The following is a 24,431-nucleotide window of genomic DNA, read 5'->3' as shown; positions in this document are numbered from 1 at the left end:
AGGGCCGCGCGGGCTCCCGGCCGATGTGCCGCGCGTGGCGAGGAGGGCCCATGTCCCCGATTCCGTCGCTCCCCAGCAGGGCCGACGTGCTGCGCATCGCGCGCACCACGACCGACGTCAGCGGCCAACTCCTCGACACGGCCGGGAACATCACCAGAATCGCGCTCAACACCCTCGACCCCCGGGACGGCTCCGGGGCGGAGGCGCTGCGGGTGCTCCGGGAGACCACGGCGGAGCTGGCCGAGGCGAGTGCGTCGCCGCAGGCGCAGGAGGCCTTCTACCGGATCGTGGACACGCTGACGCGGCTGGGGACGACCGGGGCGCCGCTGGCGACGCATCCCGTGAGCGAACCGGCCCGGGTGCTGCTGGCCGCGGTGGGCGACAGCCTGCTGCCGATCCTCGACGCGGTGGAGCCCGCGGTGGAGGAGGCGGCCTCCGCGCTCGGGGAGTTGCTGGAGGCGGGGTCGCCGTTGCTGCCGACGGTGGCGGGGGTGGTGGCGGGGGTGCTGCTGGCGTCGACGCCGGTGATCCGCGCCGCGGCCGACGTCCTGCGCGACTCGTCGCCGGAACTCCGGCGCATCGCGGACGCGTTGACCGAGGCGCTCGCTCCACTGCTGCCGCTGCAGGTGGCGCTCGCCGAGCGGGCGGCCACGGCGGGGGCGGGGGTGGTCCGGGCCGCGCTGCCGCCGCTGGCCGACCTCACGGAGGCTGCGGCCGCCACGACGGACGCCGTCCGTCCGGTCCTGATCGCCGGCGAGGAACTCCTCGTCTCCGGGCTCGAGCATCTCCAGCCACTGCTGCTGGCCTCGGCGTCCCGGGCGGGACGGGTGGCGCGGGCGGCGGCGGTCCGGGTGTCGGCGGCGGTGTCGCCCGCGGCGGACGGAGGCGTGGTGGTGGCGGTGACCCCCGCCTAGGCCCCCGGGGACCGTCCCGTCCAGGGACGCAGGGGGTGGGGGAAGGCGGCCCGAGCGCCGGTAAAGTGGCCCGCATGCGTGATCTCGGGGCAGGGTTCAACTACCTCATACAGGGCCAGCGATGGGCCGCACGGCACGGGAAGCAGTACGGATTCGGCCTGCTTCCGGGGCTGATCACCCTCGTGCTGTACGCGGCGGCACTCATCGCCCTCGCCGTCTGGGGTGAGGACTTCGTCACCTGGGCCACTCCCTTCGCGGACCACTGGACCAGCCCCTGGACGGGCCTCTTCCGCGGGCTCCTGACCGCCGTGCTCTTCGCCCTCGCCCTCCTGCTCGCCGTGGTCACCTTCACCGCGGTCACGCTCCTCGTCGGACAGCCCTTCTACGAGTCGCTCTCCGAGAAGGTCGACCGCGACGTCTCCCCGGACGGCACCGCCCCCGAGTCCGGGCTGCCGCTCTGGCGCGAGCTGTGGATCTCCGCACGCGACAGCCTCCGTATCGTCGTACGGGCTCTGGTCTGGGGCATCCTCCTCTTCGCCCTCGGCTTCGTCCCGGTCGTCGGCCAGACGGTCGTCCCGGTGATCGGTTTCTTCGTCACCGGCTTCTTCCTCACCGAGGAACTCACCGCGGTGGCCCTCCAGCGCCGCCGCGTCGAGCTCCGCGCCCGCCTCCGCCTGCTCCGTTCCCGGAAGATGCTGGTCTGGGGCTTCGGCACCCCCCTGGGCCTCGCCTTCCTGGTCCCCGTCGTCGCCGTCTTCCTGATGCCGGGTGCCGTCGCGGGCGCCACGCTGATGGCCCGTGACCTGCTGGGCGAGGAGACGGGCGAGCCGAGCGCAGACCGGGCGGCCCAGGGAGACCGGGGAGAGCAGGAGGACCGGGAGCTCGGGGCGACGGCGTGAACCAGGTCCTCGCCGTCGCCGTCGTCACCGTCCCGGCCGGCCTCGGTCTCGGGTCCGCGCCGTCCCGCTGACCCCCGGCGCGCCCGCGTCCGCGGCCACCGTCAGGATCGACCGGACCTGGGCGATGATGTCCAGCCGGTTGCGGACGAACTCCGGATCGGTGACCGTCCCGGTCGCCGGGTCCGCGTTGCCGGTGCCGAACGCGAGCACGGGTGTGTGTACATGGCCGCCCGGCAGGCTGTCGTGCAGACCGAGGCGGTCGCGCAGCAGCGTCGCGCGGTAGGCGATCTCGTTGGAGAGATAGTCCCCGCCGCCCCCGGCACGCGCCGTCGAGCCCGGGGTCGGGCCGTCCGGGCGTACGACCGGATCGGTGCCTCCCGCCGGGATCTCGGTCACCGACGTGTGGTCGTACACCGGGAAGCGGCCGGTGCTCGCGGCCACGATCCGCGCGTACGGGAGGGTCGTCGACGTCCACTGCGGCTGCGAGGCCGGATCGGTGACCGGGACCGTCCCGGTCCGCGACACGTTCTCGTTGTCCGGGAAACCGCCCCGCCAGGCTCCGTTGGTCCGCTCCACGTCGAAGCGCCCTACGCGGCCCTGGCTCACCGTCGTGAACAGGTCCACGCGCGGCAGCTGCCGCCGCAGCGTCCGTTCCACCGTGCCCTCGGCGAAGTCCTGCCAGCGGACGGGGAACACGGCGGTCTCGACGCGCGCGGGTCCGTCCGCCGTCCGGATCGTCGTACCGTCGAGAGCGAGGGCGGTGGCCCCGGACGGGTTGGAGGTCCGGACGTCCTGGTCCAGCGTGAACGGGTCGAACCCGGTGACCAGGATCCGCTTCACGCCCTTCGCGTGCGGATAGCGGATGTCCTGCTGGCCGCGCGAGGCCCGCTCCAACGTGGCCAGCAGTCGCGTGCGTTGCGCGTTCGTCAGCCCGAACCCGGGTGTCCACTGCCGCACTTCGCGGGTCATTGCGAGCCGCGCCCAGTACAGCGGCCGGTCGTCGTCCCGGCTCAGGTCGCCGCCCGCGGCGCCGCGTCCCTGCGCCCGGTCCACGGCCCGCCGCCACAGCCGCGCACCCTGCTGTGCGACCACGTGCTCGGCCCGCGCGTACGAGCCCGACCGTCTCAGCGCCCGGGTGAACTCCGGTGCCACCGTGTCGAATCCGGAGCGCCGCAGGATCTCCTGGGGCGCGGCCCGGTCGAGGCGCTGTTCCTCCACGGTGCCGGAACCCACGGTGCCGGAACCCACGGTGCCGGAACCCACGGTGCCGGAACCCACGGTGGCGGAGTCCGTGGTACCGGAGTCCGCGGTGCCGGGGTGCGCCGCGGCCGACGCGGTGGGGGTGACCGCCGCCCCAGCCATCAGGGTCAGTGCGAGTAAGCCGATCCGAACGCCTCTGTAGGTCAAGGGAGTTCATGCCTTCCGTCGCCGTGGGGTGCTGCCGGACGGCCGCAGTATCGCGTGACGGAGGGGGCGGACGCCATGAGGAGTGGCGCGCGCCGTGCTGCGGTGCGGCGGTCATCCGGGGATCCGTGCCGCCGCCTCCCGCAGCGCGCCCAGAAACGCCGCCGTGGCCGGTGCCAGGGACCGGCCCCGTACGGTCGCCGCGTACACCGCCCGGGCCGGCGCCTCCTCGTCGCGCACCGGAAGCAGGACGACGTCCGGGCGCACGGACTCGGCCGCGAGCCCCGGGACCAGGGTCACCCCGAGACCGGCGGCGACGTACCCCTGCTTGGCGGTCCACTCGGCCACGACGTGCGCGACACGCGGACGGAAGCCGTGCCGCAGGGCCGCGTCCAGCAGCGTGCCCTCGGGGCGGGCGGAGCCGGATATCCAGTCGGCGTCGGCGAGTTGGGGCAGTCGCACCGACGCCTCGGCGGCGAGCGGGTGACCGGCGGGCACGGCGACATACAGGGACTCGTCGAGAAGGTGGTGCAGGCTGTGGGCCTCCAAGGGGGCGCGGCCCGTCGTCGAGACGATCGCCAGATCCAGATGGCCCGTGGACAACCGGTCCAGGAGTGCCGGGGTCAGCCCCTCCTCGCGGCTGATCCGTACCCCCGGACGCCGCGTGCGGAAGGCGGCGATGGCGCGCGGCACCAGCGCCGCGTCGGCCGTGGCGAAGGCGCCGAAACGGAGCCGGCCGCCCGCCGCCTCGCGCAGCGCCGCCAGCTCGCGTCCGGCGCCGTGCAGCCGCTCGACCACCGTCTCGGCGTGCGGCACGAGGACCCGTCCCGCGTCCGTCAGCCGGACGCCCCGGGGCAGCCGGTCGAAGAGCGGGACCCCGCCGAGCGCAGACTCCAGCGAGGAGATCTGCCGGGAGACCGCGGACTGCGTCCAGCCGAGGGTCCGCGCGGCCACGGTGAACGAACCGTGCCGTGCCACCTCCAGGAAGACCCGCAGCCAGGTGGTGGAGAGACCGGGTACGTCATGCGGGTTGGGCATGGGACCCATGCTAGACATTCGCTTGCCGCATCGCTCGGGCCCGCCTAGCGTCGAGGACATGGAAAAGATCGCATTCCTCGGACTCGGTCACATGGGCGCGGCGATGGCGCGCCGACTCCTCGACGCCGGGCACCCGTTGACCGTCTGGAACCGTACCGCCGCGAAGGCGGAGCCGCTGGTCGCCGCCGGGGCCACGCTCGCCGCGTCCCCGGGCGAGGCCGTGCGGGACGCCGATGTGGTGATCACGATGCTCGCCGACCCCGCCGCGCTCGGCGCGGTCGCGGACGCCGTCGTGCCGCGGCTGCGCCCGGGGACGTACTGGGTGGAGATGTCGACCGTCGGCCCGGACGTGGTGAAGGAGCTGGCCGCCCGGCTGGGGGAGGGGGTGCGCCTCGTCGACGCGCCGGTGGCGGGCAGCACGGACAAGGCGGCGGCGGGGCAGCTCGGCATCCTCGCGGGCGGTGACGTGGCCGGCGTCGAGCGGGTGCTCGCCCCCCTCGGCACCGTCACCCGCACCGGCCCGTCCGGCTCCGGCGCCGCGCTCAAGCTCGTCGTCAACACCGCTGTGCTCGGCGGGGTCGCCCTCGTCGCCGAGGCCATGGTCCTCGCGGACGCGCTCGGCCTCGACGAGGACACCGTGCGCGGCTCGCTCGCGGGCGGGCCGCTCGGCGGTGCCGTCGGCCGTGCCTTCGCCGAGGGCGTGCACTTCGGTACCTCGCTCGCGGTGAAGGACGTCGCCCTCGCCACCAGGACCGCCGAACTCCCCGCCATGGAGGCGGTGCTGGAGCACTACAAGCGGGCGGCGGCCGATCCCGCCGTCGCCGACGCGGACATCGCGCAGGCCGTCGAGCGCATCCGCCGGCATTCGGCCTGAGGAGACGCCGTGCGGATCACACTCGACAGCCCGGCCGGTGCGCCCCAGCCCGCCAATGGCCACTACTCCCAGGTGGCACGCGTCGAACTCGCGGGCGGTGGAGCCCTGTTGTACCTCTCCGGCCAGGTCGCCGACGGTGTCGGCCTGGCCGAGCAGAGCCGGGGCGTCTTCGAGGCGATCGACGCGCTGCTGAAGGCACACGGCGCGACGCTCGCCGACGTCATCAACATCCGTACGTATCTGACGGACATCACCGGGCTCCCCGAGTACGGCGCCGTACGCGCCCGGTACCTCACCGGCACCCCGCCCACCAGCATGACCCTGGAGGTCTCCCGCCTCTTCAAGCCGGAGGCGCTCATCGAGATCGAGGTAGTGGCCGCCGTCCCCGCCGTCCGGGGGCCGGAGTGAATCCTTCCGGGTGATACTCCGCGCATGAAGGTCATCAAGGCGGCGAACCTGGGCGTCCTGTTCCTGCTGGAGCTCGCCGTCCTCGTGGCCGCCGGGTACTGGGGGTTCGGCGCGGACGCGGCGACACCGGCGACCTGGCTGCTCGGTCTCGGCGCCCCGGCCGTACTGGTCGTGCTGTGGGCGCTCTTCGGTTCCCCGAAGTCGCGCCGCAAGACCCGTGGCGCGGTCCGCGTCGGCTTCGAACTGCTCTGGTTCGGGGCGGGCGTGGCCGCGCTGGCCCTCGCCGGGGCCACGGGCTGGGCCGTCGCCCTCGCCGCCGTCTGCGCGGTGAGCAAGACAGCGGCGGCCGTCTGGCAGCAGTGAGCCGACGACGGTGAAGCCGGCACAGCCGGCCGGCGCCGGTGGACCGCCGTGATGGTGGCCGCTCCGATGGTGGGTCGCTGCGACGCCGGGCCGCCGCGGCGGTGGCGGCCCGTCCGTGGCCGGGCTTCAGGCCTCGCCCAGCAGCACCAGGAAGTCCCGGAACGCGGCCGGCATGTCCACCGACTCCGGATCCAGCAGCCACTGGTACTGGAGCCCGTCCATCACCGCCACCAGCAGCGGGGCGGCGCGCTCCGGCGTGAGCCCGCTCGGCAGCCGCTCCCCGTACTCGGTGCGCAGCACCTGCGCCATGCTCGCGCGCACGGCGACATAACGCCGGGTGAAGAACTCGCGCGCCGGATGCCCCTCCGTGACGCTCTCGCCGAGCAGCGCCGAGAAGGTCTGCACGATGCCGGGCCGCATGGCGTTGTAGTCGGCGAGCGAGGCCAGCAGATCCAGCCGCCACCGGCTGTCGGGCACGGCGTCCCACTGGTCGCGCTCCTTGAGGACCGCGACCAGCAGGGTGTCCTTGGTCGGGAAGTAGTGCAGCAGGCCCTGCTGGGTGAGGCCCACGCGCTCGGCGACGGCGGCCATGCTCGCGCCCCGGTAACCGCGTTCGGCGATCACCTCCAGGGCCGCGCGCACGATCTCCGCGCGCCGCTCCTCGCTCCTGGACCTGGTCGTCATGGCGTCACCGTACGGTATCCGTCCACCCCGAACATCACGGCAAGGAAACGAAACCTACCGCTCTACAGGTCGCGGGTGCAGGATGAGAACGTCCGACGGAACCCGCGGCCGTCCGCCGTACAGCCCCACGGCTCCGCGGACTTCAGGGACTTCGGGGACTTCAAGAACTGCACGGGCTTCACGGACTTCAACGAGGAGGTGCCACCGTGACGGAGGCAGCGGAGACAACGGAGACAACGGGGACAGCGGGGACAGCGGGGACTGTCGAGAGCCGGGCCGGGACCAGGGACGGGAGCGCGGCGGACCGGGCGCGCGAGAGGGTCGTCGAGGCGGCCCTCGGGAGGCTCGACCTGGACGCGAAGACGCGGCTGCTCGCGGGGCAGGACATGTGGTCGCTGCCCGAACTCCCCGCGATCGGGCTGCGCTCCCTCGTCATGTCCGACGGTCCGATCGGTGTGCGGGGCGTGCGCTGGACCGCCGACGACCCGTCCATCGCCCTCCCCTCACCGACCGCGCTCGCCGCCACCTGGGACCCCGCCCTGGCCCACCGCGCCGGCGTCCTCCTCGCCCAGGAGGCCCGCCGCAAGCACGTCCACGTGCTGCTCGCGCCCACGGTCAACCTGCACCGCTCGCCGCTCGGCGGCCGCCACTTCGAGGCGTACAGCGAGGACCCGTACCTGACCGGGCGGATCGGCACCGGCTATGTGCGGGGCGTGCAGTCCGGCGGCGTCGGCACCACCGTCAAGCACTTCGTGGCCAACGACGCCGAGACCGACCGCTTCACGGTGGACAACCTCGTCTCCGAACGCGCCCTGCGCGAGCTCTATCTGGCCCCCTTCGAGGCCATCGTCGAGAACGCCCGTCCCTGGGGCATCATGACCGCCTACAACTCGGTCAACGGCACCACGATGTCCGAGCACCACTATCTCGTGAACGAGATCCTGCGCGGCGAGTGGGGCTTCGACGGCTTCAACGTCTCCGACTGGACGGCGGCCCGCTCGACCGTGGGGGCGATCGAGGGCGGCCTCGACGTCGCCATGCCCGGCCCCGGGACCGTGTACGGCGACGCGCTCGCCGCCGCCGTCCGCGCGGGCCGCACCGAGGAGGCGAAGGTCGACGAGGCCGTCCGCAACGTCCTGCGGCTCGCCGCCCGCGTCGGCATCCTGGAGGGCGCCGAACCGGTGGTCACCGAGCTGCCGGCGTCCGTGGACGGCGAGGCCCTGGCCCGCGAGATCGCCCGCCGCTCCTTCGTCCTCGTACGCAACGAGAACGCGACGCTGCCGCTGCGGCCGGGCACCGTGGCGCTGAGCGGCGCCGCCGCCCGCGACGCCCGTGTCCTCGGCGGCGGCTCCGCCACCGTCTTCCCCGCCCACGTCGTGTCGCCCCTGGACGGCCTCACCGCGGCCCTCCCCGAGGGCAGCCTGTCGTACGCCGTCGGAGCCGACCCGAACCAGGAACTCGCCGTCGCCGACAAGGGGTTCGCGCTCCGCGCGGAATGCCGCGACCGGGACGGCGAGATGATCGGCTGCGGCTCCGCGCCCAACGGCCAGATCCAGTGGATGGGCAACGACCTTCCCGAGGGCGTCACCCACGACAACCTCCACACCGTGGACCTGAGGGGCACCTTCACCCCGCGTGTGGGCGGTACGCACACCTTCGGCATCAAGGGCCTCGGCGCGTTCACACTCACGGTCGACGGCACGGTCCGCTATGAAGGCACCCAGGTCAGCACGGAGGACAGCCCCTTCACGGCGTTCTTCGGCGCCCCCGAGGAGCGCGCCCGGGTCGATCTCGCCGCCGGTGAGACGTACGAGGTGTCCCTGCGCCAGGTGGTCGTCCTGCCCGAGGGCGCGCCCCTGAGGATGGTCGGCTTCGCCCTCGTCCACCAGGAACCGCAGCGCGATCCGGACGAACTGATCGCCGAGGCGGTCGCGGCGGCCCGCGCCGCGGACACCGCCGTCGTCGTGGTCGCCACGACCGAGCGTGTCGAGTCCGAGGGCTTCGACCGCGAGGACCTCCGGCTCCCCGGGCGCCAGGACGACCTGGTGCACGCAGTCGCCGCCGCCAACCCGAACACCGTGGTGATCGTCAACTCCGGTTCCCCGGTGGAGCTTCCGTGGCGCGAGGAGGTCGCCGCCGTGCTGCTCAGCTGGTTCCCCGGCCAGGAGGGCGGCAGCGCCCTCGCGGACGTCCTCACGGGCGCCCACGAGCCCGGCGGCCGGCTGCCCACGACCTGGGGTTCGCTCGCGGACGCCCCGGTCACCCAGGTGATCCCTGTCGACGGTGAACTCCCGTACACCGAGGGTGTGTTCATCGGCTACCGGGCCTGGGAGAGGGACGGCGGGACCCCCGCGTACCCCTTCGGTCACGGCCTTGGCTACACCGACTGGGCGTACGAGTCGATCGAACCTTCCGCCGGTGGCAGTGACGGTGACAGCGACGTTGACGTGGACAGCGTCGCGACGGTCACGGTCCGGGTCCGCAACTCCGGCGCGCGTCCCGGCCGCGAGGTCGTCCAGCTCTATCTGAAGCCGGTCGAGGCGGACAGCGAGCGCCCGGTCCGCCGGCTCGCCGCCTTCGCCGGTGTCGAGGCGGGTCCGGGAGAGAGCGCCGAGGCCGTGCTCGGCATCCCCCGCCGCGCTTTCGAGATCTGGGACGAGGAGGCCGGCACATGGGTGTTTGTGAAGGGTTCGTACGAGGTTGCCGCAGGCCGCTCGATCACCGACCACCGGGTCGTGACGACGATTAACGTCTGATCCGGGACAAGCCCCCCCGACGAGCCCCGGTCCGGAACCTGACCTCCGGACCGGGGCTCGTCGGTTCCCGAACGGCCTCGGACCGCAGGGCCCACGGGGACTTCGTGCCCCGACCGCCCTGATCGCCCGGCCGCCCGATCGTCCTGATCGCCCGACCGTCCCGCTCTCCGTCGGCCGGGTCCGGCTAGGAGCGCACCCCGAACCCGTACACCGTCTCCGAACGGTACGTCCCGCCCGGCCGCAGCTGCGTGCTCGGGAACTCCGGCCGGTTCGGGGAGTCCGGGAAGTGCTGCGTCTCCAGCGCGATCCCGTCGCCGGGCGCGAACGGCTCGCCCAGATGGTCGGCGGTGTAGAGCTGGAGGCCGGGCTCGGTGGTCGCGATCGTCAGCACCCGCCCGGAGGAGGGATCGTGGAGCTCCGCGACCTCGACCGCGCTCGCCGTCGTTCCCTTGTCCAGCACGAAGTTGTGGTCGTACCCGGCGCCGGCCTTCCGCGCCGTCCGGAAGTCGAAGCGCGTACCGTCCACGGACTCCAGCGCCCCGGTGGGGATGAGATCCGCGTCCACCGGCGTCAACCGCGAGGCGGCCAGACGGAGCTCGTGACCGCCCGCGTTCCCCGAACCGGCCAGGTTCCAGTACGTGTGGTTCGTCAGGTTCACCACGGTCGGCGCGTCCGTGACCGCCTCGTACGCGATGTGCAGCGCGCCCGCCGCGTCCAGCCCGTATGTCGCCGTGACCTCCAGACGGCCCGGGAAGCCCTCCTCGCCGTGCGGGGAGACCCGGGTGAGCCGCAGCCCGTGCCCGACCGGTTCCACGTCCCACACCCGCTTGTCGAAACCGCGCTCCCCGCCGTGCAGGGAGTTGGGGGCGTTGTTCTGCGCGAGGCTGTAGGTGAGACCGTCGAGCGGGAAGCGGCCGCCGGCGATCCGGTTGGCGTACCGCCCGACCAGTGCCCCGAGATACGGGTCCGGGTGCGCGAGATACCCGTCGAGGTCGGGGAAGCCCAGCACCACGTCCGCGCGGTGCCCGTCCCGGTCGGGGATCTCGACCGACTGGACGATCCCGCCGTACGTCAGGATCCGCACCCGCACCTCGGCACGCTCCAGCGTCCAGCGGTGGACCGGGGTGCCGTCGGGAAGGGTGCCGAAGAGTTCGCTGTCCATGATCGGAAGCCTAGGCCAACGACCTGTGCCCACCGGCCCGGGCCGTCCGCCCGGCCGCCGGGGCAGTCCTCAGCCCACCGGCCGGCGGGCCGTCACCACCCGATAGGCCAGCTCCGCGAGCCGGGCCTGGCCGTCCTTGCTCGGGTGGAACCAGTCCCAGTGGCTCAGCTGGTCCGTACCGAAGCGGAAGTCGTGGACCGCGCCCCCGTCGAAACGGCAGCGCCGGTCCTTGGCGCACACGTCCCTGAGGACCTTGTTGTACTGCTCCACCCGGTCCTGCACCTTCGCCCGCCGCAGCATCGCCCTGGAGCCCAGGGAATCCGCGTCGGCCAGCATCGAGGGACAGATGCCCAGTTTCCAGATCTGCTTGCCCAGCGGGTTGCCGCGCCCCTCGGACCACAGCCGCTTGAGATCCGGCACGCTCGACACGTACACCTGTGTCCTCGGCAGTTCGTCGCGCAGGGTGCCCATCGCGGCCTGGAACGCGGCGCGGAAGTCGGCGACCGGGGTCATCGCCGAGACCGAGGAGCGGCAGGCGTCGTTGGCGCCCACCATCACGGTCACCAGCTCCGGCTTCTCGACCACGGCCTGCGCCATCTGCTCCGGCAGGTCCGCCATCCGCGCACCGGTCACCGCGTAGTTCCAGCTGCGCTCGGCGGCTCCCGCCCGCCCGAGCAGCCGCACGGCCAGGCTGCGGACCCCGGTGTCGCTGCCGGTCGCCCAGGAGACCTCGGGGCAGTCGGACAGCACGGTGCAGGCGTCGAAGCCGCGGGTGATGGAGTCCCCGACGGCGGCCACGGAGCGGGGACTGGGGTTCCAGAGGGGGGTCGGCTTCGGGGACGGACGGCCCCCGGCGGTGCTGTGCGGAGCTGAGGAGCCGTCACCGGAGGCGTCGCACCCGGCGACAGCCAGCAGGGCCGCCGCCACCACGGCGAGGACGGCGCGCGGACTGTGGCTGCGGATGCGCATCCCCTGCTCCCCTCGTTCGTTGAACATGTCTGGTCAGCACCTGACCGACACGGTTGGCCGACATCCCGCAGTACACGGTCGGTCGCACCGCGTCCCCTCGGGTGAAACCTCGATGTTTCTGGGCGCTGGGACCGACGGTACGTCACACTCCTTGCGCCGCCGCACGGTAGCCTCGCCACGTGGCCGCCCTGCCACTGCCGTTCCGCTAAGTTACAAGATGTCTCGCTCTGCCCGGAGGCCCCAGTGACGACACGTGGAGTTCTCTACGTGCACTCCGCGCCCCGCGCGCTGTGCCCGCACGTCGAGTGGGCGGTCGCGGGTGTGCTCGGTACGCGCGTCAACCTCGACTGGATCCGGCAGCCCGCGGCGCCGGGCACCTGGAGATCCGAGTTCTCCTGGAAGGGCGAGGTGGGCACCGCCTCCAAACTCGCCTCCGCGCTGCGCGGCTGGCAGATGCTGCGCTTCGAGGTGACCGCCGAACCCTGCGCCACGGCCGAGGGCGAGCGCTACAGCTGCACCCCCGAGCTCGGCATCTTCCACGCCGTCACCGGAATCCACGGCGACATCCTGATCCCCGAGGACCGGCTGCGTGCCGCGCTCCTGCGCTCCCAGCGCGGCGAGACCGACCTGGAGGCCGACCTCGCCAAGCTCCTGGGCAAGCCCTGGGACGACGAACTGGAATCGTTCCGGTACGCGGGCGAGGGCGCCCCGGTCCGCTGGCTCCACCAGGTGGTCTGACCTGATGAGGGGCGTGACGGGAAGCCTCTAGGGGCGCGGGGACCTGCGCGCCCAGCCCCCCACGAGCCCGCACCCGACGAACAGGACGAACAAACGGATGTGGCCCGGACTCCGACAGGGAGTCCGGGCCACACGCCGGTTCAGTACACCTAGGGCCGGCTTCAGATCGTACGGAACGCCAGCACCACGTTGTGGCCGCCGAACCCGAACGAGTCGTTCAGCGCGGCGATGCGGCCCTCGACAGGCAGCTTACGAGCCTCCCCGCGCACGATGTCGGCGTTCGCCTCGGCCTCGGGGTCGAGGTTGTCGACGTTGATGGTCGGCGGAGCGATCCGGTTGTACAGAGCCAGCACCGACGCCACCGACTCCACACCCCCGGCGCCACCGAGGAGGTGACCGGTCATCGACTTGGTCGCGGAGACCGCCATGTGGTCGGCGTCGTCACCGAAGACCTTGCGCAGCGCCTTCAGTTCCGCCACGTCACCGGCGGGCGTCGAGGTCGCGTGCGCGTTCACGTGCACGATCTCGGCCGGGTCCAGGTCGGTGTTGTCCAGCAGGTTCTGCAGGGCGTGCGAGATGCCGCGGCCCTCCGGCTCCGGCTGCACGATGTCGTGGCCGTCGGCGGAGATGCCCTGGCCGACCGCCTCGGCGTAGACCCGGGCACCGCGCTTGGCGGCGTGCTCGGCGGACTCCAGGATCAGGACGCCGGCGCCCTCGCCCAGGACGAAGCCGTCGCGTGCGACGTCGTAGGGCCGCGAGGCGCCCTGCGGGTCGTCGTTGTTCTTGGACATCGCCATCATGTTGCCGAAGGCGGCGATGGGCAGCGGGTGGATGGCCGCCTCGGTACCGCCCGCGACGACGACGTCGGCGCGCCCGGTGCGGATCATCTCGATGGCGTAGCCGATGGCCTCGGCGCCCGAGGCGCAGGCGGAGACCGGCGTGTGCACGCCGGCGCGGGCGCCGACGAGCAGCCCCACGTTGGCCGACGGGCCGTTCGGCATGAGCATGGGGACGGTGTGCGGGGAGACGCGGCGGACGCCCTTCTCCTTCAGCACGTCGTACTGGTCGAGCAGGGTCGTCACACCGCCGATGCCGGAGGCGATGACGGTGCCGAGGCGGTCCGGGTCGATGGCCGGGTCGTCGCCGGCCCGGTCGGTGAAGCCGGCGTCCGCCCAGGCCTCCTTGGCCGCGATCAGCGCGAACTGCGCCGAGCGGTCGAGACGGCGGGCCTGCGGGCGGGGGATGACCTCGCCCGGTTCCACGGCGATCTGCGCCGCGATGCGGACCGCCTGTTCGGCGGCCCAATCCTGCTCCAGGGCGCGGACGCCGGACTTGCCGGCGACCAGGCCCTCCCAGGTCGAGGCTGCGTCGCCACCCAGCGGTGTGGTTGCGCCGATACCGGTGACGACCACGGTGCGATTGGTCGAGCTCACGGGAATTCTTTCTCCAACGGATACGAGGATTCAGCGGCGCCACCGCCGGGTGGCGGGGCAACGGACTGATCGATGGACCGGGCCGGGCCCGATCCGCGGATCAGGCCTGGTTCTTGAGGATGTAGTCGGTCGCGTCGCCGACGGTCTTGAGGTTCTTGACGTCGTCGTCCGGGATCTTGACGTCGAAGCGCTCTTCGGCGGCGACGACGACCTCGACCATGGACAGCGAGTCGACGTCCAGGTCGTCGGTGAAGGACTTGTCCAGCTGGACGTCCTCGGTGGGGATCCCGGCGATCTCGTTCACGATCTCGGCGAGACCTTCGACGATCTCTTCCTGAGTGGCGGCCATGTCAGGCGCTCCTTCGGTATGTATCCAGAGGGTGTGGCGGTACTCCGGCCGGAGTGGTCCGGACGGTGTGCCTAGGGGAGGGTAACCACCGTGGCGGCGTACACGAGACCCGCCCCGAATCCGATGACGAGCGCGGTGTCGCCGCTCTTCGCCTCACCGGTCGCCAGAAGCCGCTCCATCGCGAGCGGAATCGAGGCGGCCGAGGTGTTGCCGGTGGTGCGTACGTCGCGGGCGACCGTGACGTGCTCCGGCAGTTTCAGCGTCTTCACCATCGAGTCGATGATCCGCTCGTTGGCCTGGTGGGGAATGAAGACATCCAGGTCGTCCGGGCTGATCCCGGCCGCGTCCAGCGCCTGCTGGGCGACCTTCGCCATCTCGAACACGGCCCAGCGGAAGACCGCCTGGCCCTCCTGCGTGATCGCAGGGAACTTGATCTCGCCCTTGGAGTCGAGCGGGAGCGTCGAGACGTCGCCGATGTGGAAACGGTCCCACGGCACGGTCTGCTTGATGGTGCCGGCCTTGTCGCCCTCGCTGCCCCACACCGTGGGGCCGATGTGCGGCTCCTGGGAGGGACCCACGACGACCGCGCCCGCGCCGTCGCCGAACAGGAAGGCCGTCGCACGGTCCTCCAGGTCGGTGAGGTCGGACAGCCGCTCCACGCCGATGACCAGGACGTACTCCGCCGAACCCTCGACGATCATGCCCTTGGCCAGGGTCAGTCCGTAGCCGAATCCCGCACAGCCGGCCGAGATGTCGAAGGCGGCGGCCTTGTTCGTGCCGAGCTTGTCGGCGATCTCGGTGGCGATGGCCGGGGTCTGGCTGAAGTGGGACACGGTGGAGACGACCACGGCGCCGATCTGGTCGGCGTTGATCCCGGCGTCGGCGATGGCCTTCCCGGACGCCTCGATCGACATCGCGGCGACGGTCTCCTCGTCGGAGGCCCAGTGCCGGGTCTCGATGCCGGAGCGCGAGCGGATCCACTCGTCCGAGGAGTCGATCGTCTCGAGGATCACCTCGTTGGGCACGACCCGGACGGGACGGTAGCCGCCCACGCCCAGGATCCGTGCGTACGGGGCGCCCTTGCTGGGCTTGATCTTCGACATGCTCTCGGGCTCCTTGTCAGCCGCTGTGCTCGGCGAGGAGCTCGCGAGCCGCGTCGAGGTCGTCTGGGGTCTTCAGCGCCAGGGTCTTCACACCCGGCAGCGCGCGCTTGGCGAGGCCGGTGAGCGTGCCACCCGGGCACACCTCGATCAGCGCGGTCGCGCCGAGTTCCTGGAAGGTCTCCATGCACAGGTCCCAGCGGACCGGGTTGGCCACCTGGCCGACCAGCCGCTTCAGGACGTCGGCGCCGGACTTGACGGCCTGGCCGTCCCTGTTGGAGACGTACGTGACCTGCGGGTCCGCGGGGTTCAGGTCCTGGGCGGCCTGCGCGAGCGCTTCGACGGCCGGTGCCATGTGGTGCGTGTGGAACGCGCCGGCGACCTTCAGGGCCACCACCCGGCGTACGCCGTCGGGCTTGTCCGCCTCCAGGGCCGCCAGCTGCTCCAGCGTGCCGGCGGCCACGATCTGGCCCGCGCCGTTCACGTTCGCGGGGGTCAGGCCGAGCTTCTCCAGGTGCGGGACCGTCGTCTCCGGGTCACCGCCCAGCAGCGCCGACATACCGGTCTGCGTGACGGCGGCGGCCTCGGCCATCGCCAGGCCCCGGGTGCGTACGAGCGTCAGCGCGGCGGTGTCGTCGAGCACCCCCGCGAACGCGGCCGCGGTGATCTCACCGACGCTGTGCCCGGCGACGGCGCCGGGAGCGAGGGCGGAGACGTCGCCGAGTGCCGCGGCGGAGAGGAGTCCGGCGGCGACCAGGAGCGGCTGTGCGACAGCCGTGTCCCGGATCGCGTCCGCGTCGGCCTGCGTGCCGTAGTGGGCAAGGTCGAGACCGATGGCGTCCGACCACGCGGCGAGGCGGTCGGCGGCACCGGGGAGATCGAGCCAGGGAGTCAGGAAGCCGGGCGTCTGGGCGCCCTGGCCGGGAGCGACGAGTACGAGCACTCTCACACTCTCTCTTGTGGACGGCCACGGCCGCCCGTGGGGACAGGGACGAAGAACACGAAGGGGAATTGTAGGGCTCCGACAAATGACTACGTCTGGAGATCTCCATCGGCCAGACGCCCCAGGATGAGCGCGATCCGCAGTGTGAAGGCGGATCGTACATCCGAGGGTGACCAACCGGTGACGTCAGTCACACGTCGTAGCCGGTAGCGCACGGTGTTGGGGTGAACGAAGAGCATTCGGGCCGCGCCTTCGAGGCTGCTCGCCTGTTCCAGATACACACTGAGGGTTTCGAGGAGCGCGGAGCCGGCCTCCTCCAGTGGTCTGTAGATCTCCTCCACCAGTTGCTCACGGGCCGAGGGATCTCCGGCGATCGCGCGCTCCGGCAGCAGGTCGTCGGCGAGGACCGGGCGCGGGGCGTCCTGCCAGGCGAAACACGCTTTCAGGCCGGCCGCGGCGGCCTGCGCGGAGCGGGTCGCCGCGAGCAGGTCGGGCACGATCGGCCCGGCGACGACGGGTCCGGCGGCGTACGGGCCGATCAGCGACTTGGCGACGCCGAGCGGGTTGTCGCTGCCGCCCGCGATCACCACGAGCCGGTCTCCGAGCACCCCGGTCAGCACCTGCAGCTTGGCGTGCCGGGCCGCCCGCCGGATGGCCTCGACGGTCAGCTCGCTGTCACCGTCGGGCGCCGTACCCAGCACCACGCAGACGTGTTCGGGGGAATTCCAGCCGAGGGCGGCGGCGCGGGAGACGGCGCCCTCGTCCGCCTCGCCGGAGAGCACGGCGTTCACGACCAGGGACTCCAGCCGGGCGTCCCAGGCGCCGCGTGCCTCGGCGGCCTGCGCGTAGACCTGGGCGGTGGCGAAGGCGATCTCGCGGGCGTAGACGAGAAGGGCCTCGCGCAGCACGGACTCGTCGCCGGGAGCGGCCACCTCGTCGATGGCGCTCTCCATCACCTCGATCGTCGTGCGCACCATCTCGACGGTCTGGCGCAGGGTGATGGCCCTGGTCAGCTCGCGGGGGGCGGTGCCGAACACGTCGGTGGAGATGGCCTGGGGAGCGTCGGGACGCCGGAACCACTCGGTGAACGCGGCGATGCCGGCCTGGGCGACGAGCCCGATCCAGGAACGGTTCTCCGGTGGCATGGCCCGATACCACGGCAGCGTCTCGTCCATCCGCGCGATGGCCTGCGCGGCGAGACTTCCGGACGACTTCTCCAGCCGCTTCAGGGTCGCTGAGTGCGTGTGGATGTCGTGCGCTGGGCGCTCGGTGTTGCTGCGTTCGGGTTCGGGCACGGGACAAGACTGCCTTATCAGGACGGAGCTGTGCGGCGGCGGGTCTCCCATCGGCGCCGGGAGCGACGGGAGCGGGGCTACGGTGGGGGACGTGACGGACGTACGGCGCTGTCGGATGTGGCGGATGTGGCGGATGTGATCGAGGTACGGCGCGCTGACGAGCGCTACCGAGGAGGGGACCCGGCGGCCGGGATCTCCTCGCTGCACGCCTTCTCCTTCGGCCCGCACTACGACCCGGACAACCTCCGCTTCGGCGCGGTGATCGCCTGCAACGAGGAACGGCTCGCGCCCGGCGCGGGATTCGACGAGCACCCGCACAGTCACACCGAGATCGTCACGTGGGTGGTGGAGGGCGAGCTGACCCACCGGGACTCGGCCGGTCACGAGTCGCTGGTGCGGGCCGGCGACGTGCAGCGGCTGAGCGCGGCGGCCGGTATCCGGCACGTCGAGCGCAACGACGGGCCGGGTCCGCTCGTGTTCGTGCAGATGTGGCTGGCTCCGGCCGCGGCCGGTGGCGTTCCGTCCTACGAGGTCGTCCACGGCATCGCGGACTCCACGCCCTACGCCGTCCCGGAGGCGGGGGCGATGCTGCATGTGCGGCGGCTGGCGGTGGGGGAGCGGACGGCGGTTCCGGACGCGGCGTTCGTCTACGTCCACGCGGTGCGGGGCGGGGTGCGTCTGGACGGCGGGGAGCTGGGGCCGGGCGACGCGGCCCGCATCACGGACGCGAAGGATCTGGAGGCGGTGGCGACGACTCCTGCGGAGCTGTTGCTGTGGGAGATGACGGCCGCGGGCTGAAGGGCTTTCGGCTGAGGGTGCGTGGGGGCTGGTCGCGCAGTTCCCCGCGCCCCTTGAGGCATGGCCGCGCGTCCGGTGTCCTGTGGTTCGCGGAGCTCTCCGTGCCGTTTGAAAGCGTGGCCCGCGTCCGGTGTCCTGTGGCGCGCGGAGTTTTCCGTGCCTGCGAACGCCGGTGGGTCCGGACGTCTTCAGGGGCGCGGGGAAGTGCGCGACCCGCCCCCACCGACCCGCACCCGAAGAACCGTCCCCGGCATCCCGCAGCCGGGTCAGCCGCGCAGCTCCAGGAGCACCGCGTCCGTGAACGGCGTCCACGCCTCCGTCGCCCACGGCCCGAACGCCCGGTCCGTGAGGGCGACGCACGCGGCGCCCACCACCGGGTCGATCCACAGGAACGTACCGGTCTGCCCGAAGTGGCCGAAGGTGCGCGGCGAGGACGAGGCACCCGTCCAGTGCGGGGACTTGGAGTCACGGATCTCGAAACCGAGCCCCCAGTCGTTCGGGTTCTGGTGGCCGAATCCCGGCAGCACGCCCTTCGTACCGGGGTACTGCACGGTCATCGCGTCCGCCATCGTCCGCGGATCGAGAAGCCGCGGCGCCTGGACCTCCGCGGCGAACCGCACGAGGTCCGCCACCGTCGACACCCCGTCCTTCGCGGGCGAGCCGTCGAGCGACGTTCCCGTCATCCCCAGCGGCTCCAGCACCGCCTGCCGCAGGTATTCGGGGAAGGAGATGTCCGTCGCCTTGGCGATGTGGTCCCCGAGCACCTCGAACCCGGCGTTGGAGTACAGCCGCCGCTCCCCGGGCGGGGACGTCACCCGGTGCTCGTCGAAGGCGAGCCCCGAGGTGTGCGCGAGGAGGTGACGGACCGTCGCACCGGCCGGACCCGCCGGCTCGTCGAGATCGATGGCCCCCTCCTCGTACGCGACGAGCGCGGCGTACGCGGCGAGCGGCTTGGTGACCGAGGCGAGGGGGAAGCGGTGGTCGACCGGACCGTGCGACCCCGTCACCGTGCCGTCCGCACGGACGACGGCCGCCGCGGCCGTGGGGACGGGCCAGTTCTCGATCAACGCCAGGCTGTGCAGGGACATGTGTACGAGCCTAAGCGGCTCACAGCCGAAGCCGCATCGAGGGGTCCGGCTTGCGCACGAACCCGAGGGACGCGTACAGCGGCTCGGCCTCGGCGGAGGCGTTGAGGTCGACCTGGGGCACGTCCCGCTCGCGGAACCAGTCGAGCAGCGTCTCCATGCAGGCCCGCGCGTATCCCCGGCGCCGCACGTCGGGGTCGGTGGCGACACTGAAGACGTGACCGACCGCGCCCCGCGGATTGCCGGGCCGCCCGATCCGGTACTCGATGGTCCCGGCGACGAGCGCGGCCAGCGCGCCCGGCCGGCCGGGGTGGTCGACGACGAAGGCCGCGAAGTCGCCCTCGGGGCGGGCCAGTCTGCCGCGTATCGTCGGGAGCGACCCGGTGTGCCACTCCGTGGATCCGTCGGTGGTGAAGACCGAGTCGAGCATGATCTGGCGCAGGCGGAGCACTTCCCGTGCGTCCCCGGGCACGGCACGGCGTACGAGAGTCATGATCCGCACGGTAGCCAGCGCACCCCGCGGACGTCCTCTCTTTCGCGCCGGTCGCCTTTTACCGGATACCGCTTGCTTGGAGTGCACTCCAAGGTTTTAGCGTGGAGGTCATGACGGTGATGGAGACCACGGCCGGGGCCGCCGAGACCGGCACCAGGACAGATGTGTGCGCGGCGCCTCCCGAGCGGCACCGGCGCCCGGACGGCCAGGACAGCTACACGATCAGCGAGGTCGTCGCCTTCACCGGCCTGTCCGCGCACACCCTGCGCTGGTACGAGCGGATCGGTCTCATGCCGCACATCGACCGCTCGCACACCGGGCAGCGCCGGTACAGCAACCGCGACCTGGACTGGCTGAGCCTGGTCGGCAAGCTCCGGCTCACCGGCATGCCGGTCGCCGACATGGTGCGCTACGCGGAACTGGTGCGGGAGGGCGACGACACCTACCTCGAGCGCTTCGAGCTCCTGGAAGCCACCCGCCGGGACGTGCAGGCGCGGATCGCCGAGCTCCAGGACACCCTGGCGGTCCTCGACCACAAGATCAGTTTCTATGCGGACGCCGGGCGGGCCCTGGCGTCGGAGAGGTCCTGATGACGGACAGCAAGATCGCGAAGGTACGGCTCGGCACCGACGGCCCCGAGGTCGGTGCGCAGGGCCTGGGCTGCATGGGGATGAGCTTCGCGTACGGGCCCACCGACGCCGACGAGGCGCGGGCCACCCTGGAGCGGGCGCTGGAACTCGGCGTCACGCTCTTCGACACCGCGGACGCCTACGGCCAGGGCGACAACGAGACGTTCCTGTCGCCGTTCTTCAAGGCACACCGCGACGAGCTCGTCGTCGCGACGAAGTTCGGCCTGTCGATCCCGCCGGACAACCCGACGACGCGGGTGATCCGCAACGACGCCCCGTACATCCGCCAGGCCGTAGAGGCGAGCCTGAGGCGGCTGGACGTCGACGTGATCGACCTCTACTACATGCACCGCCGTGATGCGAACATCCCCATCGAGGAGACCGTCGGGGTCATGTCCGAGCTGGTGCGCGAGGGCAAGGTCAAGCACCTCGGGCTCAGCGAGGTCACCGGCGGGGAGCTGCGCGCCGCGCAGGCCGTGCATCCGATCGCGGCCGTGCAGTCGGAGTGGTCGCTGTTCAGCCGTGACATCGAGGCGGGCGTGGTCCCGGCCGCCGCGGAGCTGGGCGTGGCGCTCGTCCCGTACTCGCCGCTCGGGCGCGGCTTCCTGACCGGATCGTTCGCGAACGCCGACAAGGAGCTGACCGACACGGACTTCCGCCGGCAGCAGCCCCGCTTCACCGGCGACAACGCGGCCGTCAACGCCGCCCTGCTGGATCCGGTGCGCGCCATCGCGGAGGCGCACGGCGCCTCACTCGGCCAGGTCGCGCTGGCCTGGGTGCAGCGGCAGGCCGCGTCGTACGGGGTGCCGGCGGTGCCGATCCCGGGGACGCGCAGGCGCAGCCGGGTCGAGGAGAACACGGCGGCCACGCGGATCGTTCTCGGCGACGAGGAGATGGCGCTGCTCGAACCGATCGCCTCGAAGGTGGCGGGGGAGCGGTACGCGGACATGTCGTTCACGTCGGCGGGGCGGGAGTAGCGGCGCGGCGGTCGCCGGCGCGCCTCACAGCTCCGCCAGCAGCTCCGCCTTCTTCCTCGTGAACTCCTCGTCCGTGACCAGTCCCGCCTCGTGCAGCTCGCCGAGGTGGCGGATGCGGTCGGCGATGTCGGCCGGGTCGCGGCGGGGAGCGGGGGCCGCGGTCACCGGTGCGGGGCCCGAGGCCCGTACGGCGGCGAGCACCGAGGCCGCGAACGGGAGCGACTCGTGGACGGGCCCGTAACCGAGTCCGAAGACGACGGCGGCCGGATCCTGGTCGGCCTGGGCGGGCTGCGCGGTGGCGGGTTCGCGGCGCAGCAGCCGCAGATGACCCTCGAAGACCTCGGGGGAGCGCCACTCGACGCCGCTCAGCCCGGCGACCGGGAAACTCTGGTCGCCGGCCTTCCACTTGGCGGAGGACGCGCCGGTCCAGAACCAGCGGAAGGACACCGCGGCGCCGTCGAAGGCGGCCTTCCCGTCGTACGCCTTGAACCGCAGCGGCGCCTCGGGCGCCGCGACGAGATAGCGCTCGGGGGGCCCGGCGTTCCCGGTCAGCCGGGCGCGCAGCTCGTCCGCGTAGTACTCGGCGAGGGTCTCCCGGTCGCTGGGCAGCACCAGCCGGTAGGGGTCGCACCCCTCCTTCAGCTGACCGGAGGCCGCGTCCATCAGCGGATCGGCGCCCGCCCTGGGGAGGGCGTGCAGCACGACCGTGCCGCGCCTGCCCGGCGTCAGCGTCACCGCCTCGATCGCCTCCAGGGGGACACGGCGTTCGCCGAGCACCTGGAACAGCTTCGGTGTACGGATCCCCCGCTCGAAGCGGATGAGCACGGAGTCGGACTCGAACTCCCAGGCGGCATGAAATCCGGCCAGTACGTCACCCATGCGGGCCATCGTAAGCGGCGCGCCCGCCGGAGTCCCCTCCTCGGGCGGGCCGCACTTCTTCGGTCCTCTACGCGCGTCCTGCCGCCGAGGTGCCGGCCAGATCCTGCCGGCAGGTGTCGTCGTCGTGCGCGCACCGCACCGTGTCGTATGCGCCAGTGCCGATGTCCGCGAAGTTGCGCAGGCTCTCCGTGCCGGGCTCGAAATAGCCGCCGTGGCCCTTCGCGCCCCGGGCGGACAGCACCCGCGCGCCGAACGCCTTCGACATCGGGTCGGCACCGTGTCCCAGCCCGCCGAACTCGAGGTACGGGACGTCCTGGATCCAGTCGTCGGAGTCCCGCATCGCCCAGACGCGGGCCGAGGTGTGCAGCGCCGAGGCCTTGTCGGCGCGCATGCCGGGGCTGCCCGCGACCGCGATGTCGGAGACCCGGGAGGGCAGTGTGTGGGCGGCGACACCGCAGAGCACCGAGCCGTAGCTGTGGCAGTACAGGGCGACGGGGGCCCTGCCGGGCAGCGCGCGCAGCAGCGCGTTCAGCCGGACCGCGCCTTCCTGCGCGCGGACGCCGGTGGCCGCGTCCATGCCGAGTCCGCTGGGCGCGGTGTAGTCGGCCCAGGCGATCACGGCCGTACGCGTCAGGGGGCTCGTCGCGCGCTCCGCCTCGTACAGGGAGGTCGCCATGCCGACCGGCGCCGAGTACTTCTTGGTGGTGCGCTGGAAGGTGAGCAGGTCGGTGTCGACGCCGGGGACCACGACGGAGATCCGCTGGGCCCTGTCGAGGTCGCCGAGGACCTCGGCGACCCGGCCCGAGCCCATGGGATCGAAGGCGAGGAACGTACGGCCCTTGTGCAGCATCGCCTCGTAGCGGTGCATGCGGCGGCCGGCCTCCTGCTGCCCGACGGACGAGAGCCGGTTGTCGTGCATGCGCCCCAGTTCGATCCTGCGCTGCTGCCCGATGGCGATGCGGTTGGCCGTGTAGCGCAGCCGCACGGGCGCGCCGTTCATGTTGCCGACCGCGAGCGGGTAGCGGTGCGCCAGACGGCCGCGCTGGTGGGTGTCGAGCGAGGCGAAGAAGCGGGACAGGCGGCTCGGCGCGGAGTCGGGGTCCGGGAGAGCCTGTCCGGCTACCCGGCCGTGCTCCCACGCGGAGCGGGACGCCTGGAGGGGGGTTGCCCCCCGATGGCTGTGGAGCGCGGTCCAGCCACTGGTGGCCAGCATCACGAAAACCACGGCCAGCGCGAGCAACGCGCGCCAGACGTTCAGTTGGGGAGATGTGTCGAAGGAAGTCACTGAGAGGACACCCTAGGAGAAGAGGGGTGCCTCCCGTTAAACGAGTGGTCGGGATCACGTTTCTGGCGGGGTAATTGGGGCAAAGCGGGTTCAGTTTCAGATAAATAGTGACGTTGTGTGCGCGGAGTTGCTCATTCCGTGCGCCACTTCTCCGCCAATGCGGGCCCGAGGTGGTCGAGGTGTGTGACGGTCAGCGTGCGGATCGCCTCGACGCTGCCGTCCTCGCCCGCGCCCCACATCCGGTGGGTCACCCGCATCACCCCGCAGAACACGGCCACCGCGACCCGCGGTCTCGGATCCGTGTCCACGTCGACCCCCTCGCGCTCGGCGATCACCCGGGCGATCTCGTCCTCCAGCTCGGCGGAACGGCGCAGATGGGCGGCGAGCAGTGCGGGCGTCGCCTCGATCAACTGGCGGGCGCGCATGTGCAGTTCGATCGGGACGACCGCCTCGACCGCCTCACTGATGGTGTCCCAGCCCTCCAGCACGGCACCGCGCAGTGTCTCCAACGGGGCTTCGTGGGGCGGACGTTCACGGACGGCGGCGAGGAAGCGTGACTCCGCGATGCTCTGGGTGAACAAGGCGACGTCCTCCTTGCCCGCGAAGTAACGGAAGAAGGTGCGCTGCGAGACGTCGACGGCCTCCGCGATCTCGTCCACGGTCGTGCGCTCGTACCCCTGCGTGACGAACAGCTCGAGGGCAGCCCGCAGCAGCGCGTCCCGGGTGCGCTTCTTCTTCCGCTCACGCAGGCCCGGACGCGGCGCCATCGGTGTGAAGGAGGTCGTGTCCATGGGGTCCTCTTCTGTTCTCCTGCCCAGCTCAGCGTACTCGCGGGTGACGTGACAGTTACCGACTTGTGAATTGGTTTGTCGATTGTCAGCGGCTGTCATTAGCCTCGACGCATGACTAGTCAGACCACCATCGGCACGACGGGGTCCGGAGACAGGACGCCGGTC

The 24,431-nt window shown here is 72.1% G+C and carries 26 protein-coding genes; 11 read left to right on the top strand and 15 right to left on the bottom strand.

Going from position 1 to position 24,431, the window contains the following annotated elements; genetic code table 11:
- Nucleotides 1–50 precede the first annotated feature (50 nt).
- Nucleotides 51–914: a hypothetical protein gene (locus OHB41_RS16605; protein ID WP_266698977.1), complete on the top strand. Its 864-nt coding sequence runs from the start codon at nt 51–53 to the stop codon at nt 912–914.
- 74 nt (nt 915–988) lie between these two features.
- A complete protein-coding gene (locus OHB41_RS16600; RefSeq protein WP_266698976.1) occupies nt 989–1,813 on the top strand; it encodes an EI24 domain-containing protein in 825 nt (274 codons plus the stop codon).
- A gap of 24 nt (nt 1,814–1,837) precedes the next feature.
- On the opposite strand, the gene OHB41_RS16595 is transcribed toward OHB41_RS16600, so the two are convergent.
- Nucleotides 1,838–3,175: a pyroglutamyl-peptidase I gene (locus OHB41_RS16595; RefSeq protein ID WP_266698975.1), complete on the bottom strand. Its 1,338-nt coding sequence runs from the start codon at nt 3,173–3,175 to the stop codon at nt 1,838–1,840.
- A gap of 156 nt (nt 3,176–3,331) precedes the next feature.
- Nucleotides 3,332–4,264 (bottom strand): LysR family transcriptional regulator, encoded by a 933-nt coding sequence (locus tag OHB41_RS16590; protein ID WP_526024919.1) that lies wholly within the window; start codon nt 4,262–4,264, stop codon nt 3,332–3,334.
- A gap of 49 nt (nt 4,265–4,313) precedes the next feature.
- On the opposite strand from OHB41_RS16590, the gene OHB41_RS16585 reads away from it, so the two are divergent.
- Genes OHB41_RS16585 through OHB41_RS16575 form a run of 3 tightly spaced genes read left to right on the top strand, consistent with a single transcriptional unit; the run spans nt 4,314 to nt 5,900 of the window.
- Nucleotides 4,314–5,129, top strand: a complete 816-nt coding sequence (locus OHB41_RS16585; RefSeq protein WP_266698973.1) for an NAD(P)-dependent oxidoreductase — start codon at nt 4,314–4,316, stop codon at nt 5,127–5,129.
- 9 nt (nt 5,130–5,138) lie between these two features.
- Nucleotides 5,139–5,537 carry a RidA family protein gene (locus OHB41_RS16580; RefSeq protein WP_266698972.1) on the top strand — a complete coding sequence of 133 codons (399 nt, stop codon included), beginning with the start codon at nt 5,139–5,141 and terminating at the stop codon, nt 5,535–5,537.
- A 24-nt stretch (nt 5,538–5,561) separates the two neighbouring features.
- Nucleotides 5,562–5,900, top strand: a complete 339-nt coding sequence (locus OHB41_RS16575) for a YrdB family protein (RefSeq protein WP_266698971.1) — start codon at nt 5,562–5,564, stop codon at nt 5,898–5,900.
- 126 nt (nt 5,901–6,026) lie between these two features.
- Here the strand turns inward: OHB41_RS16575 and OHB41_RS16570 are convergent, their stop codons facing one another.
- Nucleotides 6,027–6,602 (bottom strand): TetR/AcrR family transcriptional regulator, encoded by a 576-nt coding sequence (locus tag OHB41_RS16570; protein WP_266705914.1) that lies wholly within the window; start codon nt 6,600–6,602, stop codon nt 6,027–6,029.
- A gap of 57 nt (nt 6,603–6,659) precedes the next feature.
- On the opposite strand from OHB41_RS16570, the gene OHB41_RS16565 reads away from it, so the two are divergent.
- The gene (locus OHB41_RS16565; RefSeq protein ID WP_266698970.1) at nt 6,660–6,794 is read left to right on the top strand and encodes a hypothetical protein; all 135 of its coding nucleotides are present in this window, start codon (nt 6,660–6,662) and stop codon (nt 6,792–6,794) included.
- Complete coding sequence (locus OHB41_RS16560) at nt 6,791–9,340, top strand: glycoside hydrolase family 3 protein (RefSeq protein WP_526024918.1); 2,550 nt, start codon at nt 6,791–6,793, stop codon at nt 9,338–9,340. The genes OHB41_RS16565 and OHB41_RS16560 overlap by 4 nt, the downstream gene beginning before the upstream one ends.
- Before the next feature lie 184 nt (nt 9,341–9,524).
- Here the strand turns inward: OHB41_RS16560 and OHB41_RS16555 are convergent, their stop codons facing one another.
- The gene (locus OHB41_RS16555; protein WP_266698969.1) at nt 9,525–10,502 is read right to left on the bottom strand and encodes an aldose epimerase family protein; all 978 of its coding nucleotides are present in this window, start codon (nt 10,500–10,502) and stop codon (nt 9,525–9,527) included.
- 69 nt (nt 10,503–10,571) lie between these two features.
- Complete coding sequence (locus tag OHB41_RS16550; protein ID WP_266705910.1) at nt 10,572–11,471, bottom strand: SGNH/GDSL hydrolase family protein; 900 nt, start codon at nt 11,469–11,471, stop codon at nt 10,572–10,574.
- A 243-nt stretch (nt 11,472–11,714) separates the two neighbouring features.
- Between OHB41_RS16550 and OHB41_RS16545 the strand changes: the two genes are divergently transcribed.
- Nucleotides 11,715–12,209, top strand: a complete 495-nt coding sequence (locus OHB41_RS16545; protein ID WP_148013810.1) for a DUF3145 domain-containing protein — start codon at nt 11,715–11,717, stop codon at nt 12,207–12,209.
- 161 nt (nt 12,210–12,370) lie between these two features.
- On the opposite strand, the gene OHB41_RS16540 is transcribed toward OHB41_RS16545, so the two are convergent.
- The 5 genes from OHB41_RS16540 to fasR all read right to left on the bottom strand — a co-directional run bounded on the left by OHB41_RS16540 (nt 12,371) and on the right by fasR (nt 17,329).
- On the bottom strand, nt 12,371–13,642 hold the full coding sequence (locus OHB41_RS16540) for a beta-ketoacyl-[acyl-carrier-protein] synthase family protein (RefSeq protein WP_266698968.1): 1,272 nt from the start codon (nt 13,640–13,642) through the stop codon (nt 12,371–12,373).
- Nucleotides 13,643–13,742: 100 nt separating this feature from the next.
- On the bottom strand, nt 13,743–13,991 hold the full coding sequence (locus OHB41_RS16535) for an acyl carrier protein (RefSeq protein ID WP_148013808.1): 249 nt from the start codon (nt 13,989–13,991) through the stop codon (nt 13,743–13,745).
- Nucleotides 13,992–14,062: 71 nt separating this feature from the next.
- Nucleotides 14,063–15,094 (bottom strand): ketoacyl-ACP synthase III, encoded by a 1,032-nt coding sequence (locus tag OHB41_RS16530; protein ID WP_266698967.1) that lies wholly within the window; start codon nt 15,092–15,094, stop codon nt 14,063–14,065.
- Nucleotides 15,095–15,110: 16 nt separating this feature from the next.
- Nucleotides 15,111–16,034, bottom strand: coding sequence for an ACP S-malonyltransferase (locus OHB41_RS16525; protein ID WP_266698966.1), 924 nt, complete (start codon nt 16,032–16,034; stop codon nt 15,111–15,113).
- Nucleotides 16,035–16,123: 89 nt separating this feature from the next.
- On the bottom strand, nt 16,124–17,329 hold the full coding sequence (fasR, locus tag OHB41_RS16520) for a fatty acid biosynthesis transcriptional regulator FasR (RefSeq protein WP_266698965.1): 1,206 nt from the start codon (nt 17,327–17,329) through the stop codon (nt 16,124–16,126).
- Nucleotides 17,330–17,464: 135 nt separating this feature from the next.
- Here fasR and OHB41_RS16515 point away from each other — a divergent pair, with 135 nt between their 5' ends.
- On the top strand, nt 17,465–18,127 hold the full coding sequence (locus OHB41_RS16515) for a pirin family protein (protein ID WP_266705908.1): 663 nt from the start codon (nt 17,465–17,467) through the stop codon (nt 18,125–18,127).
- A 266-nt stretch (nt 18,128–18,393) separates the two neighbouring features.
- Here OHB41_RS16515 and OHB41_RS16510 read toward each other — a convergent pair whose 3' ends face one another.
- The gene (locus OHB41_RS16510; RefSeq protein WP_266698964.1) at nt 18,394–19,215 is read right to left on the bottom strand and encodes a serine hydrolase domain-containing protein; all 822 of its coding nucleotides are present in this window, start codon (nt 19,213–19,215) and stop codon (nt 18,394–18,396) included.
- Nucleotides 19,216–19,234: 19 nt separating this feature from the next.
- Complete coding sequence (locus tag OHB41_RS16505) at nt 19,235–19,705, bottom strand: GNAT family N-acetyltransferase (RefSeq protein ID WP_266698963.1); 471 nt, start codon at nt 19,703–19,705, stop codon at nt 19,235–19,237.
- Nucleotides 19,706–19,815: 110 nt separating this feature from the next.
- Between OHB41_RS16505 and OHB41_RS16500 the strand changes: the two genes are divergently transcribed.
- Both OHB41_RS16500 and OHB41_RS16495 read left to right on the top strand, forming a co-directional pair.
- Nucleotides 19,816–20,295: a MerR family transcriptional regulator gene (locus OHB41_RS16500; RefSeq protein ID WP_266698962.1), complete on the top strand. Its 480-nt coding sequence runs from the start codon at nt 19,816–19,818 to the stop codon at nt 20,293–20,295.
- A complete protein-coding gene (locus OHB41_RS16495; RefSeq protein ID WP_266698960.1) occupies nt 20,295–21,311 on the top strand; it encodes an aldo/keto reductase in 1,017 nt (338 codons plus the stop codon). The genes OHB41_RS16500 and OHB41_RS16495 overlap by 1 nt, the downstream gene beginning before the upstream one ends.
- Before the next feature lie 24 nt (nt 21,312–21,335).
- On the opposite strand, the gene OHB41_RS16490 is transcribed toward OHB41_RS16495, so the two are convergent.
- The 3 genes from OHB41_RS16490 to OHB41_RS16480 all read right to left on the bottom strand — a co-directional run bounded on the left by OHB41_RS16490 (nt 21,336) and on the right by OHB41_RS16480 (nt 24,266).
- The gene (locus OHB41_RS16490; protein ID WP_266698959.1) at nt 21,336–22,199 is read right to left on the bottom strand and encodes a DUF4429 domain-containing protein; all 864 of its coding nucleotides are present in this window, start codon (nt 22,197–22,199) and stop codon (nt 21,336–21,338) included.
- A 58-nt stretch (nt 22,200–22,257) separates the two neighbouring features.
- Nucleotides 22,258–23,475 carry an alpha/beta hydrolase gene (locus OHB41_RS16485; RefSeq protein WP_266698958.1) on the bottom strand — a complete coding sequence of 406 codons (1,218 nt, stop codon included), beginning with the start codon at nt 23,473–23,475 and terminating at the stop codon, nt 22,258–22,260.
- 131 nt (nt 23,476–23,606) lie between these two features.
- The gene (locus tag OHB41_RS16480; protein WP_266698957.1) at nt 23,607–24,266 is read right to left on the bottom strand and encodes a TetR family transcriptional regulator; all 660 of its coding nucleotides are present in this window, start codon (nt 24,264–24,266) and stop codon (nt 23,607–23,609) included.
- Between the last annotated feature and the right edge of the window lie 165 nt (nt 24,267–24,431).

The sequence above is a fragment of the Streptomyces sp. NBC_01571 genome (assembly GCF_026339875.1).
Lineage (GTDB): Bacteria > Actinomycetota > Actinomycetes > Streptomycetales > Streptomycetaceae > Streptomyces.
The sequence above is the reverse complement of the archived record's forward strand: the minus strand, read 5'-3'. Positions and strand labels throughout refer to the sequence as shown.

Bases quoted from the DNA above. Each gene is read 5' to 3' on its own strand.
- OHB41_RS16605 (WP_266698977.1), top strand. From the start codon at position 51: ATGTCCCCGATTCCGTCGCTCCCCAGCAGGGCCGACGTGCTGCGCATC.
- OHB41_RS16600 (WP_266698976.1), top strand. From the start codon at position 989: ATGCGTGATCTCGGGGCAGGGTTCAACTACCTCATACAGGGCCAGCGA.
- OHB41_RS16595 (WP_266698975.1), bottom strand. From the start codon at position 3,175: ATGGCTGGGGCGGCGGTCACCCCCACCGCGTCGGCCGCGGCGCACCCC.
- OHB41_RS16590 (WP_526024919.1), bottom strand. From the start codon at position 4,264: ATGGGTCCCATGCCCAACCCGCATGACGTACCCGGTCTCTCCACCACC.
- OHB41_RS16585 (WP_266698973.1), top strand. From the start codon at position 4,314: ATGGAAAAGATCGCATTCCTCGGACTCGGTCACATGGGCGCGGCGATG.
- OHB41_RS16575 (WP_266698971.1), top strand. From the start codon at position 5,562: ATGAAGGTCATCAAGGCGGCGAACCTGGGCGTCCTGTTCCTGCTGGAG.
- OHB41_RS16555 (WP_266698969.1), bottom strand. From the start codon at position 10,502: ATGGACAGCGAACTCTTCGGCACCCTTCCCGACGGCACCCCGGTCCAC.
- OHB41_RS16550 (WP_266705910.1), bottom strand. From the start codon at position 11,471: ATGCGCATCCGCAGCCACAGTCCGCGCGCCGTCCTCGCCGTGGTGGCG.
- OHB41_RS16535 (WP_148013808.1), bottom strand. From the start codon at position 13,991: ATGGCCGCCACTCAGGAAGAGATCGTCGAAGGTCTCGCCGAGATCGTG.
- OHB41_RS16530 (WP_266698967.1), bottom strand. From the start codon at position 15,094: ATGTCGAAGATCAAGCCCAGCAAGGGCGCCCCGTACGCACGGATCCTG.
- OHB41_RS16510 (WP_266698964.1), bottom strand. From the start codon at position 19,215: ATGTCCCTGCACAGCCTGGCGTTGATCGAGAACTGGCCCGTCCCCACG.
- OHB41_RS16505 (WP_266698963.1), bottom strand. From the start codon at position 19,705: ATGACTCTCGTACGCCGTGCCGTGCCCGGGGACGCACGGGAAGTGCTC.
- OHB41_RS16500 (WP_266698962.1), top strand. From the start codon at position 19,816: ATGACGGTGATGGAGACCACGGCCGGGGCCGCCGAGACCGGCACCAGG.
- OHB41_RS16495 (WP_266698960.1), top strand. From the start codon at position 20,295: ATGACGGACAGCAAGATCGCGAAGGTACGGCTCGGCACCGACGGCCCC.
- OHB41_RS16490 (WP_266698959.1), bottom strand. From the start codon at position 22,199: ATGGCCCGCATGGGTGACGTACTGGCCGGATTTCATGCCGCCTGGGAG.
- OHB41_RS16480 (WP_266698957.1), bottom strand. From the start codon at position 24,266: ATGGACACGACCTCCTTCACACCGATGGCGCCGCGTCCGGGCCTGCGT.